At 68.6% G+C, this 16,320-nt stretch carries 12 protein-coding genes; 8 read left to right on the top strand and 4 right to left on the bottom strand.

Annotation, left to right across the window (positions count from 1 at the left end; genetic code table 11):
• Positions 1 to 55 precede the first annotated feature (55 nt).
• The gene (locus PV734_RS17750; RefSeq protein ID WP_319094818.1) at positions 56 to 1,729 is read left to right on the top strand and encodes a PHP domain-containing protein; all 1,674 of its coding nucleotides are present in this window, start codon (positions 56 to 58) and stop codon (positions 1,727 to 1,729) included.
• A 4-nt stretch (positions 1,730 to 1,733) separates the two neighbouring features.
• Positions 1,734 to 2,594, top strand: a complete 861-nt coding sequence (locus tag PV734_RS17745) for a hypothetical protein (RefSeq protein WP_319094817.1) — start codon at positions 1,734 to 1,736, stop codon at positions 2,592 to 2,594.
• Positions 2,595 to 2,640: 46 nt separating this feature from the next.
• On the opposite strand, the gene PV734_RS17740 is transcribed toward PV734_RS17745, so the two are convergent.
• The 4 genes from PV734_RS17740 to PV734_RS17725 all read right to left on the bottom strand — a co-directional run bounded on the left by PV734_RS17740 (position 2,641) and on the right by PV734_RS17725 (position 6,610).
• Positions 2,641 to 3,096 (bottom strand): MaoC family dehydratase, encoded by a 456-nt coding sequence (locus PV734_RS17740; RefSeq protein WP_319094816.1) that lies wholly within the window; start codon positions 3,094 to 3,096, stop codon positions 2,641 to 2,643.
• 163 nt (positions 3,097 to 3,259) lie between these two features.
• Complete coding sequence (gene menE / locus PV734_RS17735) at positions 3,260 to 4,765, bottom strand: o-succinylbenzoate--CoA ligase (RefSeq protein ID WP_319094815.1); 1,506 nt, start codon at positions 4,763 to 4,765, stop codon at positions 3,260 to 3,262.
• 40 nt (positions 4,766 to 4,805) lie between these two features.
• On the bottom strand, positions 4,806 to 5,690 hold the full coding sequence (locus tag PV734_RS17730) for an amidohydrolase family protein (protein WP_319290236.1): 885 nt from the start codon (positions 5,688 to 5,690) through the stop codon (positions 4,806 to 4,808).
• A 2-nt stretch (positions 5,691 to 5,692) separates the two neighbouring features.
• Positions 5,693 to 6,610 (bottom strand): SDR family oxidoreductase, encoded by a 918-nt coding sequence (locus PV734_RS17725; RefSeq protein ID WP_319290234.1) that lies wholly within the window; start codon positions 6,608 to 6,610, stop codon positions 5,693 to 5,695.
• Positions 6,611 to 6,749: 139 nt separating this feature from the next.
• Here PV734_RS17725 and PV734_RS17720 point away from each other — a divergent pair, with 139 nt between their 5' ends.
• The 6 genes from PV734_RS17720 (at position 6,750) to PV734_RS17695 (ending at position 16,170) form a co-directional block, all read left to right on the top strand.
• Positions 6,750 to 7,289 carry a MarR family transcriptional regulator gene (locus tag PV734_RS17720; RefSeq protein ID WP_319094811.1) on the top strand — a complete coding sequence of 180 codons (540 nt, stop codon included), beginning with the start codon at positions 6,750 to 6,752 and terminating at the stop codon, positions 7,287 to 7,289.
• A 125-nt stretch (positions 7,290 to 7,414) separates the two neighbouring features.
• A complete protein-coding gene (locus PV734_RS17715; RefSeq protein WP_319290521.1) occupies positions 7,415 to 8,800 on the top strand; it encodes an MFS transporter in 1,386 nt (461 codons plus the stop codon).
• A gap of 127 nt (positions 8,801 to 8,927) precedes the next feature.
• Positions 8,928 to 9,713 (top strand): IclR family transcriptional regulator, encoded by a 786-nt coding sequence (locus PV734_RS17710; RefSeq protein WP_319094810.1) that lies wholly within the window; start codon positions 8,928 to 8,930, stop codon positions 9,711 to 9,713.
• A gap of 327 nt (positions 9,714 to 10,040) precedes the next feature.
• Complete coding sequence (locus tag PV734_RS17705) at positions 10,041 to 15,200, top strand: caspase family protein (protein ID WP_319094809.1); 5,160 nt, start codon at positions 10,041 to 10,043, stop codon at positions 15,198 to 15,200.
• Positions 15,197 to 15,556, top strand: a complete 360-nt coding sequence (locus PV734_RS17700; RefSeq protein ID WP_319094808.1) for a hypothetical protein — start codon at positions 15,197 to 15,199, stop codon at positions 15,554 to 15,556. Before PV734_RS17705 ends, PV734_RS17700 begins: the two co-directional genes overlap by 4 nt.
• Complete coding sequence (locus PV734_RS17695) at positions 15,553 to 16,170, top strand: hypothetical protein (RefSeq protein ID WP_319094807.1); 618 nt, start codon at positions 15,553 to 15,555, stop codon at positions 16,168 to 16,170. The genes PV734_RS17700 and PV734_RS17695 overlap by 4 nt, the downstream gene beginning before the upstream one ends.
• Positions 16,171 to 16,320: the final 150 nt, after the last annotated feature.

Here is a 16,320-nt window from a genome sequence, read left to right as displayed (position 1 = left end):
CTTCCCGGACTCTCAACTCCCCAGCTTGCACCCGAACCCAAGGGACTCACAGACCATGACAGAGCAGCAGCTGCCTGCCTGGGCCGACCCCGCCGTCTCCCCCGCCGGCCTCGACGCCCAGGGCGTCTCACGGCGTCAACTCCTGCACCGGGCAGGCCTGTTCGGCGCCGTCTTCGCCGCCGGATCACTGGCGACTCCCGCCGCCGCCGCGACCGGCCCGCGTCGGCTGGGCGGCAGCGACCCGCGGCTCGCCTACCTCGTCGGCGACCATCACATCCACACCGTGTACAGCCATGACGCCAAGTACACGTTCTCCCAACTGGCCGCGGCGGGCGAGAAGTTCGGCCTCGACTGGATGGTGTTCACCGAGCACTCGAACTTCGGGCACGCCCAGTACGGCGCCCCGCTGGAGCACGCCGAGATCCTCAGGGCGCGGGCGGAGAACCCGCGTCAGCTGATCTTCCAGGGCCTGGAGTGGTACATCCCGGGCGCCGAGCACTGCACGGTCTTCTCGCCCCCCGGCAAACACGAGGTCGACCTGCTCACGAAGTTCGAGAGCGCCTACGACGGCAAGCTCCTCGGCTACACCGACGGCTCGGCCGGCGGGGCGGACACCGCGCGCAACGAGGCGCACGCCGTCAAGGGCATCAAGTGGCTGGCCGAGCAGCGCCGCACCGGCTACGTCGACGACGTACTGGTCCTCGCCAACCACCCGATGCGGCTGGGCATCGACTCGCCGCACGAGATGCGGGCCTGGCGGGACGCGGCCCCCGAGATCATGATCGGCATGGAGGGCGCGCCCGGTGCCCAGGGCGCGGCCATCCCCGGCTGGCGCGGGGCCACCTCGATCCGCGGCGAGTACGAGAACAAGCCCTCGGCGCAGTCCTGGCAGGGCTATCCGGCGGACGGGTACCTGACGTACGGCGGCTTCGACTGGGCGACCGCGACGGTCGGCGGTCTGTGGGACTCGATGCTGGCCGAAGGCAGCCTGTTCTCGATCACCACGAACTCCGACGCGCACCGGATCGTCTTCGACACCTGGAAGAACGGCGACTGGCCGGCCGGGCGGAACTTCGACAACACGGGCAAGCTGCCCGACCCGGTGAACACCGACAGCCCGCAGCCCGGCAGCGACTTCTGGCCCGGCCAGTTCAGCCGCACCCACGTTGGCGTCACGCGCTACGGCTACCGCGCGGTGATGGACGGTATGCGCGCGGGCCGGGTCTGGCTGGACCACGGCCACCTGCTGGACGGCCTCGACGTGCGGCTGACGCGTGACTGCGACTTCGGCCGCGGTGTCACGCTGGGCGGCCGGATCCGGGTCCGCAGGGGCGAGAAGCTCACGCTGAACATCACCGTGACCACCGCCTCCCGTCTCAACCCCCAGGGAATCCTGCCCGAGTTGGCGCACGTCGACGTGATCCGGGGCGCGGTGCGCGGTCCGGTCGCCGACCGGGACACCTGGCAGGCGCCGGACACCAGGGTCGTGAAGTCGAAGGACGTGACGGGGCGCACGGGGACGTACACCCTGCGCGTGCCGCTGACCGTCGGTGACGAGTCGTTCTACGTCCGGCTGCGCGGCAGCGACGGCAACCGGCACGGCGCCGGTTACCTCGGCGCGTCGGTCGACCCGCACGGGCCGATCGTCCACGCGCCCGGAAACGGTGACCCGTGGGCCGATACGTGGTTCTATTCGAACCCCGTGTTCGTCGACGTCGTAGGTGGCTGATCCGATGAAGCGTCAACTCCTGTCCCTGGCAGCGTTATCAGGCCTGTCGGCGACGCTCGCGCTCGGCGGCGGCGCGGTGGCGTCCGCCGCCGACGCGCAGTGGACGGAGACAGGTTCGGCCCAGGTCGACACCCTGGGCAGCGGTCAGGGGCCGGCGTCCCGTGCGGACGGCACGCTCCTGTACCGGGGGCTCCTCTCCATCCCGCTGGACCTTCGCATCGCCGGCTGGAACCACATCGGTGACCCGGACATCGCAAACGGCTACGTGTTCGACGCCTACCAGGGCTCGGACACGGCCACGTCCAAGATGTTCGCGGTCACCACTCCGGCGGGACAGCGGTACCAGTACGTGCACCAGCTCGACTCCGGGGAGAAGCTGAACAACTCCTTCGCCACCGTCTCGCCCGACAACCAGTGGCTGGTGTCGGGCGAGTGGGGCGACCAGGGACGCCTCCAGGTGTTCCCTGCGCCGCTCCTCAACGCGTCCACCCCCGCCACGGGCGGCGCGTTGGCGCAGGCCGGGCAGATCACCCTGGACAGAACCGTCCGGGACATCCAGGGCTGCGACTTCGTCACCGCGACCCGGCTGATCTGCGCCTCGGACGACGACTCGGGCACCCTGTTCCCCGAGATCCGCCCGGTGCTCCAGGTCGACCTGTCCCGCGCGGTGGACGGCAAGCCGGTCACCGGCCACGTGACGAGCCTGTTCGCCCTCCCCCGGCGCAGCACCTGCACGGGGACGGCGTACGAGGCGGAGGGCGTCGACTACGACGTCAACAGCGGCACCCTGCGCACCGAGGTGGTCCAGCCGGGCATCTGCGCACTGGCGACGACCGTCTACTCGTACCGGGAGGTCACGGGCTGACGTACCGGGCACCGAGGGCGCACCGAAGCGGATGAGACGTCAGGCGTCAGGCGTAGAAACGCGACAGGCTCTGCAGCACCGCCGCCGGCTTCGGGGCGCCCTCGATCTCGATGGTGCCGTCGACGGTGATCTGCACCCCGCCCGGTACCTCCTCGACCTCGGCCAGCCTGCCGACGAGGCGGATCTTCGAGCCGACCTTCACGGGTGAGGGGAAACGCACCTTGTTGAGGCCGTAGTTGACCTTCGTGGTGACGCCCTGGACGTCCAGCAGCTCGGTGAAGAGCGGGATGAAGAGGGAGAGGGTGAGGTATCCGTGGGCGATCGGGGCGCCGAAGGGGCCGGCTGCGGCCTTCTCCGGGTCCACGTGGATCCACTGGTGGTCGCCGGTCGCGTCGGCGAAGGTGTTGATGCGCTCCTGGGTGACCTCGATCCACTCACTGGTGCCGAGGTCGCTGCCGGCGAGCTTCTTGAGTTCGTCGATGCCGTTGACCGTGATGCTCATGTCTTGTTCCTTAACTGGGAGTTGAGCTGAAAGTTGATGTCGGACGGACTACGCGCTCCGGTGGAAGCAGAGAGTTGACCTGCGGGCCGGTGGGGGCTGGTCGCGCAGTTCCCCGCGCCCCTTACGGGGCGCGCGATCCCTCACCGGAATTCACCAACACCGCCTACGAACCCGCGCCGAAGGCCTTGCGCACCCGGGCCTTGAGGAGCTTTCCGGAGGCGGTGCGCGGGAGTTCGTCCGCGATGACGACCGACTTCGGGATCTTGTACTTGGCGAGCCTCCCGGACAGCGAGGCGAGCACCTCGTCGGCGTCCAGGGCCGCGCCCTCGCGGGGTACGACGACCGCGCGCGGCACCTCGCCCCACTTCTCGTCGGCCACGCCGATGACCGCGCACTCGACGATGTCGGGGTGGGCCAGGAGAAGATCCTCGATCTCGGCGGGGTAGATGTTCTCCCCGCCCGAGATGATCATGTCCTTGATGCGGTCGACGACGAAGACATAGCCGTCCTCGTCGATCCGGGCGGCGTCCCCGCTGCGGAACCAGCCGTCCGTGAAGGAGGCGGCCGTCTCCTCGGGCAGCCCCCAGTAACCCGGCATGACGTGCGGCCCGCGGACCACGATCTCGCCGGGCTCGCCGACCTCGGCGGGCGTCAGGTCCGGCCGTACCACCCGTACGTCGCTGAAGAAGTGCGGTACGCCCGCCGAGCCGGCCTTGCTGACGGCGTGCTCGGCGTCCAGGAAGAGGGTCCCCGGCGAGGCCTCGGTCATGCCGTAGCCCTGGAGGAAGGTGAGCCCGCGCTCCTGGAACCGGGCGATGAGCGGGGTCGGCACCGGTGAGCCGCCGCAGGAGAGCATGCGCACCGACGACAGGTCGGCGTCGGCCCAGCGCGGATGTCTGGCCACCTGGTCGAACATGGTCGGCACCCCGAACATGAAGGTGATCCGGTGCCGTTCGATCAGGTCGAAGGTCTCGTCGGGGGCGAAGGCCTCGACCAGGACGCAGGTACCGCCCTTGAGGAGCACGGGCAGGGTGAGCATGTTGAGTCCGGCGGTGTGGAACAACGGGGCGGAGACCAGGGCGCGTTCGTCGGTGATGACGTCCTGGTCGACGAGCACGTTGACGGCGTTCCAGGTGAGGTTGCCGTGCGTGAGCATGGCGCCCTTGGGCCGGCCCGTCGTGCCCGAGGTGTACATGATGATGCAGGTGTCGTCGGCCGTGACCGGTGCGTCGACCGGTTCGGCGGAGGCACCGGCGAGCGCGTCCTCGTACTCGACGCCGACCTCGACGTACGTCCGCACGTCCGTGTTGCCGGGCAGCCCGGCGACGAGACCCGCGTGCGAGGGGCCGTAGACGAGGGCCTTGGTGCCGGAGTCGGCGAGCTGGTAGGCGATCTCCGGGCCGGCGAGGCGGGTGTTGAGCGGTACGAAGACCGCGCCGAGTGTGCCCGCCGCGAACAGTGTCTCCAGGTAGGAGGGATGGTTCGGGCCGAGATAGGCGATCCGGTCGCCCCGGCGCACTCCCCGGTCACGCAGGGCGTGCGCGAGCCGGGTGGTGCGTTCGTACAGTTGTGCGTAGGTGAGCGTGGTGTCGCCGTGGATCAGGGCGGTGCGTTGGGGGGTCTTGCGGGCCCGGCGGGCGGGCCAAGACCCCAGTCCCTCGTTGCGCATCGTTGCGCCCCTCTACGAGTAACGAGACAGGAGACAGGACTTATGGCTTCGTGAGCCCGAGCAGCCGGGCCGCGTTCTCCTTGAGGATCTTCGGCCGGACCTCGTCCTTGATCGGCAGCTTCTCGAAGTCGGCGAGCCAGCGGTCCGGGGTGAGCACCGGGTAGTCGGAGCCGAAGAGGACCTTGTCCTTGAGCAGCGTGTTGGCGTACTGCACCAGCTGCGGCGGGAAGTACTTCGGCGACCAGCCGGACAGGTCGATGTGCACCCCCGGCTTGTGGGTGGCGACGGCGAGCGCCTCGTCCTGCCAGGGGAAGGAGGGGTGCGCCAGGATGATCTTCATCTCCGGGAAGTCCGCGGAGACGTCGTCCACGTGCAGCGGGTTGCTGTACTTGAGTCTGATCCCGCCACCGCCGGGCACCCCGGCCCCGATACCGGTCTGGCCGGTGTGGAAGAGCGCGATCGTGCCGGTCTCCTCGATCACCTCGTACAGCTCGTACGCCACCGAGCGGTCGTTGGGGAAGAAGCCCTGGATGCTGGGGTGGAACTTGAAGCCCCTGACCCCGTACTCCTCGACCAGCCGCCGGGCCTGCTTGACGCCCGCCCGGCCCCGGAAGGGGTCGATGGAGGCGAAGGGGATCAGCACGTCCGGGTTGGCCGCGGCGGCCTCGGCGACCTCCTCGTTGGGGACGGGCGCGGCGCCGGTGGCGGACTCGGCGTCCACCGTGAAGATGACGGCGGCCATCTTCCGCTCGCGGTAGTACGCGGCGGTCTCCTCCAGGGTCGGCTTCCGCTTGCCCTCGACCTTGAAGTAGGCCGACGAGGCGTCGTGGAGGTCGTCGTCGAGGGACGAGGTGCCCTTGGAGGAGATCTCGGCGTGGGTGTGTACGTCGATCGCGACGAGTTCCTCGACATTGAGGTTCGCCATGGTCACGCCTCCGGGAACTTGGGGGCGGGGATGCCCACCGACTGGAGCTCGGCGCCGACCGAGGTCGGCCAGGCGTCGGCCAGGGCCTCGGGGGTCCAGCCGCCGTCCGCGTACGCCGTCCTGATCTCCTGCGGATGCGACCAGAGTGCCACCTTGTCGCCGCCGATGCCGATGGCCTGGCCGGTGATGCCCCGGGCGGCCTCGGAGGCGAGGAAGGGGACGATGCCGGCGCAGTCCTCGGGGGTGCCGAAGCCCTCGCCCTTGCGCAGGAAGGCCGGGAACGGCTCGCCGTTCTTCAGCGCCTCGACGTAGGGGGCGAAGGCGGGGATCGTCTCGGTCATGGCGGTGGCGGCCACCGGCACGATCGCGTTCACGGTGATGTTCGCGCGGCCCAGCTCCATCGACCAGGTGCGGGCGAAGGCGGCGATGCCCGCCTTGGCGGCGGCGTAGTTCGTCTGCCCGAAGTTGCCGCGCTGGCCGGCCGGCGAGCCGACCAGGATCAGCGTGCCGCCCTCGCCCTGCTCGCGCATGCGTACGGCGGCGGCGCGGGCGCAGGTGAAGGTGCCCTTGAGGTGGGTGGTGATCACCGCGTCGAAGTCGTCGTCGGTCATCTTCCACAGCACCTTGTCGCGCAGGATGCCCGCGTTGGTGACCAGGATGTCGAGCCGGCCGAACTCCTCCACCGCGCGGTTCACGAGCCGCTCGGCGGCCTCGGTGGTACCGACCGGGACCACCTCGGCCACGGCGGTGCCGCCCGCCGCGGTGATGGACTTCACGGCCTGCTCGGCCACGTTCTCGTCGATGTCGTTGACGACCACGGAGGCGCCGGCGGCGGCGAGAGCGTGCGCGTAGGCGAGGCCGAGGCCACGGCCACTGCCGGTGACGACGGCGACCTTGCCGGTCAGATCGATGCTGGGCACGAGGGAGGTCCCTTCACAAGACGACAGCTCAAGACAGCTCAGGACAGCTCAGGACGACAGCCCGAGACGACTGCGTGAGATCGAAGCTAAGAGCAATAATTGTTGACGTCAATAGTTGTTGCCATCAGATGCGTGCGCCATGCTGGAATCTGTACATGGATCCGCCCCGCCCGGGGCCACGACGAGGGAGCCCGCCATCGCCCGCCAGCAGGACGTCCAGAACCCCGCCCCGATCGACGCGCACGAGCCCTGGATGCGCGGTCTGCACGCGGACACCGGTTACCTGCTGTACCGGCTGGGCCTGCGCTCCGGCCAGTTGTTCAACACCTTCCTCCAGGAGTCGGGGCTACGGCTGCGGCACTACGCGGTGGTCCGCTTCCTGGCCACCTCGACGGGCGCTCTCCAGCGCGAACTGAGCACCGCGCTCGGATACGACCCGAGCGCGATCGTCGGCCTGGTGGACGACCTGGAGAAGCTGGGCTTCGTCGAACGCCGGCCCTCCCCCGACGACCGCCGCAGCCGGATCGTCGTCGTCACCGAGAACGGCCGCGCCTTCCTCCGCGACACCGACGAGGCCGGTCAGCGCGTGACAAATGAGCTGCTCAGCCCGCTCGACCCGGCGGAGCGGGAGTCCCTGCACGCCCTGCTCCAGCGGGTCACGGAGGACGGACCCAGCTGACCTTGAATGTTGTGCACCTTCTTGACTGCCGCTCAATTGATGCCTAACTTCACCCAGGCACCGGTGCGGCCCCGACCGGTGACGTCCCCCACGGCATCGGCATCAGGGAGCTTCCCGTGCAGCCAATCCGCTCATCCTCCGGCTCGTCCCCCCACCTCCCCACGGACACAAGGGAGTTGCGCCGCGTCGCACTCTCCGGACTGCTCGGCACCACCGTCGAGTTCTACGACTTCCTCGTGTACGGCACGCTCGCCGCGCTCGTCTTCGGCGACCTGTTCTTCCCCCAGGCCGACCCCACGGTCGGCACCATCGCCGCCTTCGGCACCTTCGCCGCCGGCTATGTCGCCCGGCCGCTCGGCGGCATCGTCTTCGGTCACTTCGGCGACCGGCTCGGCCGCAAGTCGATGATGCTGCTGACGATGACCCTGATGGGCTGCGGCAGCTTCCTCATCGGGCTGCTGCCGACGTACGACGCGATCGGCGTCTGGGCCCCGGTCCTGCTGGTCGCCCTCAGGGTCGTCCAGGGCCTCGCGATCGGCGGCGAATGGGGTGGCGCGACCCTGATGGTCGTCGAGCACGCCGAACGCACCCAGGGTTCCCGGCGCGGTCTGTGGTCCAGCTTCACCCAGCTCGGCGCCCCGCTGGGCTCGGTGCTCTCCGCCGGAGTGGTCACCCTCGTCTCGACGCTCCCCGACGACCAGTTCCGCTCCTGGGGCTGGCGCGTACCGTTCCTGCTCAGCTTCGTACTGCTCGGCGTCGGGCTGTTCGTCCGGCTGCGGATCGCGGAGAGCCCACTGTTCGCCGAGGTCAAGCGGCAGGGCACGCGGGAGACCGCCGCCGGGCCGCCGATCTTCGAGGTGCTGCGCCGCCCGAAACCGGTACTGCTGGCCTGCTGCGTCGGCATCGGCGCCTTCACCGCCCAGTCACTGCTGACCGGCTTCATGATCTCCTACGCGACCGACAACGGTTACAGCCGTCCCCAGGTCCTCAGCGCCGTGACCATCGCCTCCTGCGTGGCGCTGGTCGTCCTGCCCGCCGCCTCGGCGCTCACCGACCGTGTCGGCCGCCGTCCGGTGGTCCTCGCCGGTGCCGTCGCCTCGGCCGCGCTCGCCTTTCCCGTGCTGTGGCTGGTCGACTCCGGTTCGCCCGGACTGCTGATCCTCGCCCTCGTCCTCGGTCACGGCATCGCCCAGTCCACGATGTACGGGCCGCTGGGCGCCCTCTTCTCCGAGATGTTCGGCACGAAGGTCCGCTACACCGGCGCCTCGCTCGGCTACCAGGCGGCGACCCTGGTCGGCGCCGGGTTCTCCCCGCTGATCGCAACCAGCCTGCTCGCCTCGAACGGCGGCGGCAGTACACCCGTGTCGTTGCTGCTGTGCGGCGGCGCGCTGATCACCGCGGTTACCGTGTGGCGGATGCCCGAGACACACACCGACACGCTCGACTCTCCCGTCCCCGTCCCCGTCCCCGTCCCACGGCAGACCCCTGCCCCCGAAGGGATCCGCCCGTGAACTCCCGTGCGCGGCAAGAGGATCCGGCCACCCCGGCGCGTTACGTGACCCACCGCCCGACGGCGTACCCGCGCCCCTACGATCTGGCCCGGACCCACACCTCGACGCCCCCGGGAGCTGCCCGCCCATGACCAGCCTCCCCCACTCGCGCGGGGGGACCCCCACCGCGCCCGACCGACTGCTGTCCGTGCTCAGCGCCTTCGACCACGAGCATCCGGCGCTGACCCTCACGGACATCAGCCGGCGGGCCGGGCTGACCCTCACCACCACGCACCGCCTCGTGGGCGCCCTCACCGAGTGGGGCGCGCTGGAGCGGGACGAGGCCGGCGTCTACCACGTCGGCCTCAGGCTGTGGGAGCTCGCGGCGCTCGCCCCGCGCGGGCTGGCGCTGCGGCAGATCGCGCTGCCGTATCTGGAGGACCTGTACGAAGCGACGCACGAGAACGTGCAGTTGGCGGTACGGGACGGCGGCGAGGTCGTCTACATCGAGTGGCTGTCGGGCCGTTCGGCGGTCGGGGTGCACATCCGGGTCGGAGCCCGCTGGCCCCTGCACGCCACGGGCGTCGGCCTGGCCCTGCTGGCCCACAGCGATCCGGCACTCCAACAGGACTACAGCGAGGGCCCGTTGACCTCCTTCACCCCGCACACGATCACCGACCCGGCCGCACTTCGCCGCGTTCTGGCCGAAGTCCGGCGCACAGGCGTGGCGGTGAGTAGCCGTCAGGTCACCGACGACGCCCTGTCGGTGGCCGCCCCGGTGCACGGTCCGGGCGGTTCGGTGATCGCCGCGGTCTCGGTCGTGGTGCCCCAGAAAGACGCCCAGGTACCGGTGTTGGTGCCCGCGGTACGACTGGCGGCGCGGGGGATCTCACGGGCCCTGGGGTGGCAGCCGGGTGGGGCTGAGCGGGCCTGAGCGGGGCTGTCGAAGTGCCGGACGGTGCAACACTCTCCCAAGGGGGCATCGTGGGTGATCGGCCGCGACGAACTGCGCAGCTCGAGCTGACCGGTTGAAAGGCCAACGCCCCGCGCCCGCGGCCCCTTTCCGCACCGGCCGCAAGGTCTCCGGGGCGACAGCGACGTTCGGCACCCGACCGCAGACTGGTCGGGCGGAACTGCGTCCAGGAGACAGGGATCATTCCACCTGGGGTGTCTGACAACCCGTCACGCACCAGTGTGACACTGCCTCACTTATCGACCTGAACCGGTTCTTGGCGGGCCGAAGTCGCGCTAACGTCCACGCGTGACCATCAGACGATCCGCTCTTCTTATCGGGGTGAGCGACACCCCGCGTGCCGCGTCCAGGTTCGGTTCCCTGGCGGAGCCGGTTGCTGGCGACCTCGAAGCCATGCGTACGCAGCTCACCGCGTCGGGCTACTCGCTCATTCCCATCCGTCAGGACGGCGACGGCGCCACGGAGCAGGTGGAGAGGAACGACATTACCACCGCGCTGGAACGGGCGGCCCAGGAGGAGTGCGACCTGCTGCTCGTGTATTTCACTGGGCACGGTGTGCACGTCAAGGGCAAGGATTATCTGGTTCCCGCCAACGCTCTCGCCCCCGAACCGGGCCAGCCCTGGCTGAAGTCCCACCTCGACTCGCTCCTCCCCATCGACATGATGTCCTACCTGGAAGGATGCCGGGCACCATCGGTCGTCTACGTGGTGGACGCGTGCCGCGACAGTGGCCCTGAAGACGCCTCGGAAGGCTTCGGGGCCGCCACCGTCCATGCCCCGTCGCAGCGGCTCGCCCTGTTCGTCGGCTGCCGCAGGGGGCAGCAGTGCCACTACGACGACGCCGGAAGCTATTTCACACGGGCGTTCACGGAGGCTCTTGACCCCTATGCCCCGGAGCGCACCCTCGAAGCAGTCTTCCACCAGGCCAAGCACCGCACCACCGTCCATGCACAACGGGTGGGTGAGCAGCAGCCGCAGATGAACTGCGCGCCCCGTGACGAAGAGCTGTCAGGCTTCCCGGAGCTGTGCGAGGGTACAGAAATCCCGCTGCGGTGGCGCGAGGATGTACAGAAGGCCTCGCTGTGGAGCGCCGGACGGAGTGAGACAGGGCCGGACTCGCCCATGCGCGAGCGCATCGCGGCGTTCGCGCGTGAGTGCGCCGTCTCCGTACTGAAGGACCGCCGCCGTTTCAACGATCCCTGGAACGATCCAGGACTGCCGACACGGACCGTGCGCCGGGTGATGCCGGTGCTGTTGCCCGGTGCCTCGGAGCGCTCCCCGGTGGAAACCGGTCTGCTCGTGGCCCTGCCGTTTCTGCGGGAGGCTATGTGGGCCCGCAAGCTCAGCCGACTGGCCGACGCCGCCCCCTTCGACCTCGACCCGGTGCTTCTGGACGGGAATCGCTCCAAGATGCGCACCGAGCTGCAGTACATCCACGAAAGCCACCCGCAGCTGCTGCGCAAGGCACGCGGCCACAAACGGCGGGGCGAGGCCGAGGCGCACAAGGCGCTGGCAGCGTGGCTGGCCCACCGCTGGGTGGCCGAGCAACTGGTCGACCCGCCCGACCCGGGCGGCGAGGAGCTGATCGGACGGCTGGCGATGGCTCTCCTCGGGCCGGGACGGGAGCACGAGGAAGAAGTGGAGGAGGTCCGCTGGCGGCTGGCACAGAGCATCCGGTTCCTCGCCGACGATCCGGGCGACCTGCCCTCGTTCAACCAGTACCTCCGAAACGTGCCCACCGCTCTGACAACCGCCGAGGGACGCCAGGATGTGCACTGGTGGAGCGTGCTGGGACTGGTGCGGCTCGCCGGCCTCCTCGCCGCCGACGTACGGCAGTTCCCCGACGTACTTCCCGATCACGTGGGCGTGACGGCTCCGGTCCATCCCACTGACGTCGTGAGAACCCTGCACGATCTGCTGGACTGGACTCGTCAGGGCAACGACGTGCACCTGCACATGCTGTGCCCGCACGAGGCGATTCACGAATGCCTGTCGGACCTCGCGGTACGTGCGGACACGGTACTGCGATCCCTGCACGCCGTCCGGGAACAACTGCGGAAGGGCTTTCCGAACCCGTTGCCGGGCCGGGTCACCACCGATCTGCAACCCCGGCGTCTGCCGCACTCGGGGATATCGGAAGAACCGGCCTATTCGACGCCGTTGTTACGCTTCGCGCTGGCACAGGACGAGATCCGCGAGCTGTTGATGGGCCATCAGCTGTACGGTGACCGATCCTTGGCCGTGCGGGAGTTGTACCAGAACGCGGCCGACGCCTGCCGTTACCGCGAGTTGCGTTGGAGGTACTTGGATCGCAAAGGCGACGCCCCCGCAAAGAAGCCCGCCGAGATCCGTATCTCCCAGGGACGCGAGCCGTCCAGAAGCGGCCACCCGGGCCGCGCCTACATCGAGTGCCGCGACAACGGAGTCGGCATGGGGCGGACCCAGTTGGAGCAGACCTTCAGTCGGGCAGGCCGCCGTTTCGCCCAGACCCGTGCGTTCCGCCAGGAGCAGTCCCGCTGGCTGGAGGAAGACGCGACGCTCCAGCTCTATCCCTACAGCCGGTTCGGCATCGGCGTCCTCAGCTATTTCATGATCGCGGACGAAGTCACCCTGGTCACCCGGGAGGTGGACGCAGAGGGGAATCTCGCCCAGCAGGCGCTCGTCGTCGACATCTCCAGCAGCAGTGGCCTGTTCCGCATCCGCGGATACGAAGGCACCGACGACCCGATGCGCGAGGGCGGCACCCGGGTCCGACTGATGCTGAGCGAGCCCGAGGACAACAAGGAGCATGTCGTCTCCGCACTCGACGTGCTGAGACATCAAGTGCGTTTGAACGAGTACCAATTGGTCCTCAGCGAGGAAGGTGTCGAGCCCGTCGTCTGGCCTGCCGGAAAACTGCGACATCCGGCGCCCGAGGATGAGGCCGCTCCCGTACCGCCGCTCGACGCACGGGGCCCCGTCTGGTGGGTGACGGGCAAGGGCATGGTACTCGCCGACGGCATCGTCACCTCGGAGGAGCCCTTCGGATACGTCGTCAACCTGACAGGCCCGCAGGCTCCGCAACTCAGCGTCAACCGCAACAGCCTGCTCGACTGGAACCGGAAGTGGACCACGGAACAGGTACGAAAGGCCGCTTCGGACCTGCCCGGGTGGGCGGGACTGGACCTGGAGTGGCTGTGGGACCTGGAGCGCGCCGACGTCCCGCTGGCCCGTGCGGTGGCCTCCGAACTTGCGGGCCTGGGGCTCATGCTGCCCGTTCGCCGCTCATCCTCATACCACTGGCCGGACGTCTCACTGGATACCGTCGGCTGGTTTCCCGAGGACGGCGGGTTCCTGCCTTCGGAGCCCGACGACAGACATCCGCCACGGCTGCGCATGCCCGGAGTCGACCCTGCGGCATCTTGGCGGCTGGCTGTCCTGCGTGACCAGGGACTGTCGTTCAATACCGACGTCCAGAATACCTCTGTCCTGCCTGAGGACGTGACGGGCTATCCCGTCCCACGCCCGGGGGACGGCGTTCTCCTCAGCCATGCCGCCGGCAGTCCACGCAATCTGGTGGCGTACTCGCTCGACAGCCAACGATCGGTCGCCGAGGCGCTACGTGAGCTGCGCCGATTCGTGATGGTGAGCCCCCGCATCAGAGTTCACGCCGTCGCGGCGGACGAGACTCCCTCGTTGGACTTCGTTCCGGACCCCGTCGACACAGACCTGGTCCGCTGGATGCGCGACTGGTCGAAGCCACGCCGGGCGCAACGCCAGCCCGCAGCGGGGGCGCTCATTTCCATTTCGGCCGCCCGTCATCTGCCGCTCGACGAGTTGATTGAACGCTGCCGCCGGTTTGCACCGCTGGGCTTAGAAGTACCCGACGTGCCCACTGACCTCGTCACCAACCATGTCGCGACCATCAGAGAAGCCGAACTCCTGGCCGGATGGACGGAGCACGAGCACAAGTACTGCCCCAACGGTCTACCCAAAGACGTCCTGCCTGTCCACATCGCCAGGTTGGCGAAACAGCTCGGTCTCACCAGCGCCGAGGTACTGGCGGAACTGCAGGCATGGCAATTCCTTGGCTACCGGCTGCCTCACGACGGGCAATTGCTGTCCTCCGCACCCAGTTCCGACCAGTGGGAACAGTTCAGCGATCTCTGGGACCCGCAGGGAGAGGAACCGGATCCCACCCTCCGGCATCTGCTGGTGGAGGCGACGCAGGCGAAGATGACGATCGACGCCTACCTGCACACGGCCGGGGATCTCGCCGAGCAGGCCGGGGTTCAACTGCCCGAGATACACCCGAGGACGAATCCTCTTCCGCTCCTTGAACACAGTGACCTGAAACTGCTCGGCCTGAGCCAGGCCCACAGCTACAGGCTGCTCGACCTGGATGGAGCCGACAACGCCAGTTTGCCCGCTCAGTCGATCCCCATCGACTTCCTGGCCTCCTGCTACACCGGTAACAGGATTGTCCCGGACCTCGGGACTGACCTGGAATACGAAGCGTGGGACGTTGTCTACTCCCGGATCCAGCGTGTGGCCATGCTCGGCATGGCCGTCCCAGCAGACCTCGAACCGCTGCGTCACTGGATGAATCTCCCCCCGCGTGACAGGGTCGCCCTCTTCATCGGCAGCCTGGACCCGACTGTTCTCTGGACCGAGGCGACCCTTGTGCGCGCGGCGGGCGAAGTCGGGGAATCACTGGCCCTCTGTGCGAAGCGCCTGGTAGCTCATGAGATCGCGTTCCACAAGACGGCCCCGAACCTCCCCGCCGAGACTCTCTCCCTTTCGCCCAGCGCGGCCGAGGCCTCCCTCATGACGAACCTGCACGGCATGGGGAGCGACGAGCCGATCCAGGTCTCCTGGGCCGAGATCACACCGTTCGGCCTCGCCCAGTACGCCCACAACGAAACCCTCACCGTCCCAGAGGCACTCGACCAACTCGCCCCTTACCGTCAGCTCGGTGCCCTTATCCCCCAACTCACCGGCGAAGAACGCGCATTGACTGCCGATCTCAGACCCAACCAGTTCGATGTGCTCGCCCTGTCCGAGGACATGTCAGTCGACCGTCCTCGTCGCCCTTCCCCCTTTGGGCCGCTGGAGCTGCTGGCCGTGGCGGGCCGCCTCGGCCAACCAGTCCGGACGGTGTACGAACGGCTTCGCCTCTACGAGCCCCTCGGCGTGGTGGTGGACGTGCCCGAGGCCCCGGACACCCTCCCCCTCTGGCAGGACCTCGTCCTCCTCAGCGAAGGTCTGAACGGCCGCGAACCGGCCCTGCAAGGCATCGTCACCGGCGCCCAAATCGACGCGTTGGCGCGCGAGTTGGACACCGACCGAGAATGGGTGGCTGCCCGACTGCACACGTACTCAGCGATGTTCAATCTGCAGCTCATGGAAGAACCCACAGAAGACGACACACTCTGGCACCCGGCCCACCCACAGGAGCGCACATCTTGAGCCCCCCTTCCCACAACCATGACCTGGAGTACCAGCAGATCGCTCTAGGCACCGTCGAAACCCCGTACCAGGTCAGCACGGACGCCGGGGAAGCGACTGTCACGGGCGCCTGCCCCCGCTGCCATGGACACACGTCCACGACGATCCCCAAAGGGGTGGCGGGCACGAAGGGACTGTTCTCCGGACTCAAGGCCAAGCCGCCGTCCCAGGCCGAGGTGTCCGCGTTGACAGCCACGGAGACGTTTTTCTGCGAATGCGGTTTCGCGCATGCCGGGCAGCCGGAGATCCTCTACTTCGTGGGCTGCGGCGCACAATGGGAGCTCAAGCCGGGTACCGGCTCCCGGAGCACTCCATGAGCCGTCGCCCTGTGAACCCCGGTCTGGTCCGCCGCTGGGCCGAGCTGGCCCGGGAACTGGAGTTCAGCCAGCTCGCCCTGCTCCGGAAACAGGCTGAAGGCTGGCGCAACGGCCTGATCGGACTCACCGCCCTGGTCACCGTCCTCGCTGTACTCAAGGGCCGCGACGACCTCTCCAAGCTGCCCTCACCCTGGCAGACCATCGCGATTTCGCTGCTGGGCTCCGCCTTCCTGCTCCTCGTCGCGGGCTCACTCCTCGCCGTCCGTGCCTCCTTCGGCAAGCCCGGTGAACGGACCTTTCTCGCGGGGCAGGCACTGCGCACATGGACCCAGGCCGAGATCGGCCGTGTCCGCCGGGCCCTTCACCTCAGCGCGGTGGCCTTCGCGCTCGGCATGCTCCTGGTGGTCGGAGCCCTCGCCGCTTCCTGGACCCACACCGAGGAACCCGCCGCCGACTTGGTCAAAGTCGCTGCCACCACAGGGGATTTCTGCGGGCAGCTCGTCTCGTACACCCCGTCGAACGTCACCCTACTGTCCACCACCGGCGACACCGCCCAGCCACTGATCCTCCGTACCTCCGACGTTCGTAAGATCATTCCGGCGCCCTCCTGCTGATCGACGCGACGATTCGCGTGCCACACCGGCCAGGACCGCCGTCCTCACCGGAATCTCAGACACCAGGCCCCCGTTTCAAAGAACAAACCCAGGCAGAAGGCGCACGATGCACGCGCATCATCGATCACTTCCTGATCGTTCCAGAAAGGC

It is taken from the genome of Streptomyces sp. AK08-02, assembly GCF_033795085.1.
Taxonomy (GTDB): Bacteria; Actinomycetota; Actinomycetes; order Streptomycetales; family Streptomycetaceae; genus Streptomyces; species Streptomyces echiniscabiei.
The sequence above is the reverse complement of the archived record's forward strand: the minus strand, read 5'-3'. Positions and strand labels throughout refer to the sequence as shown.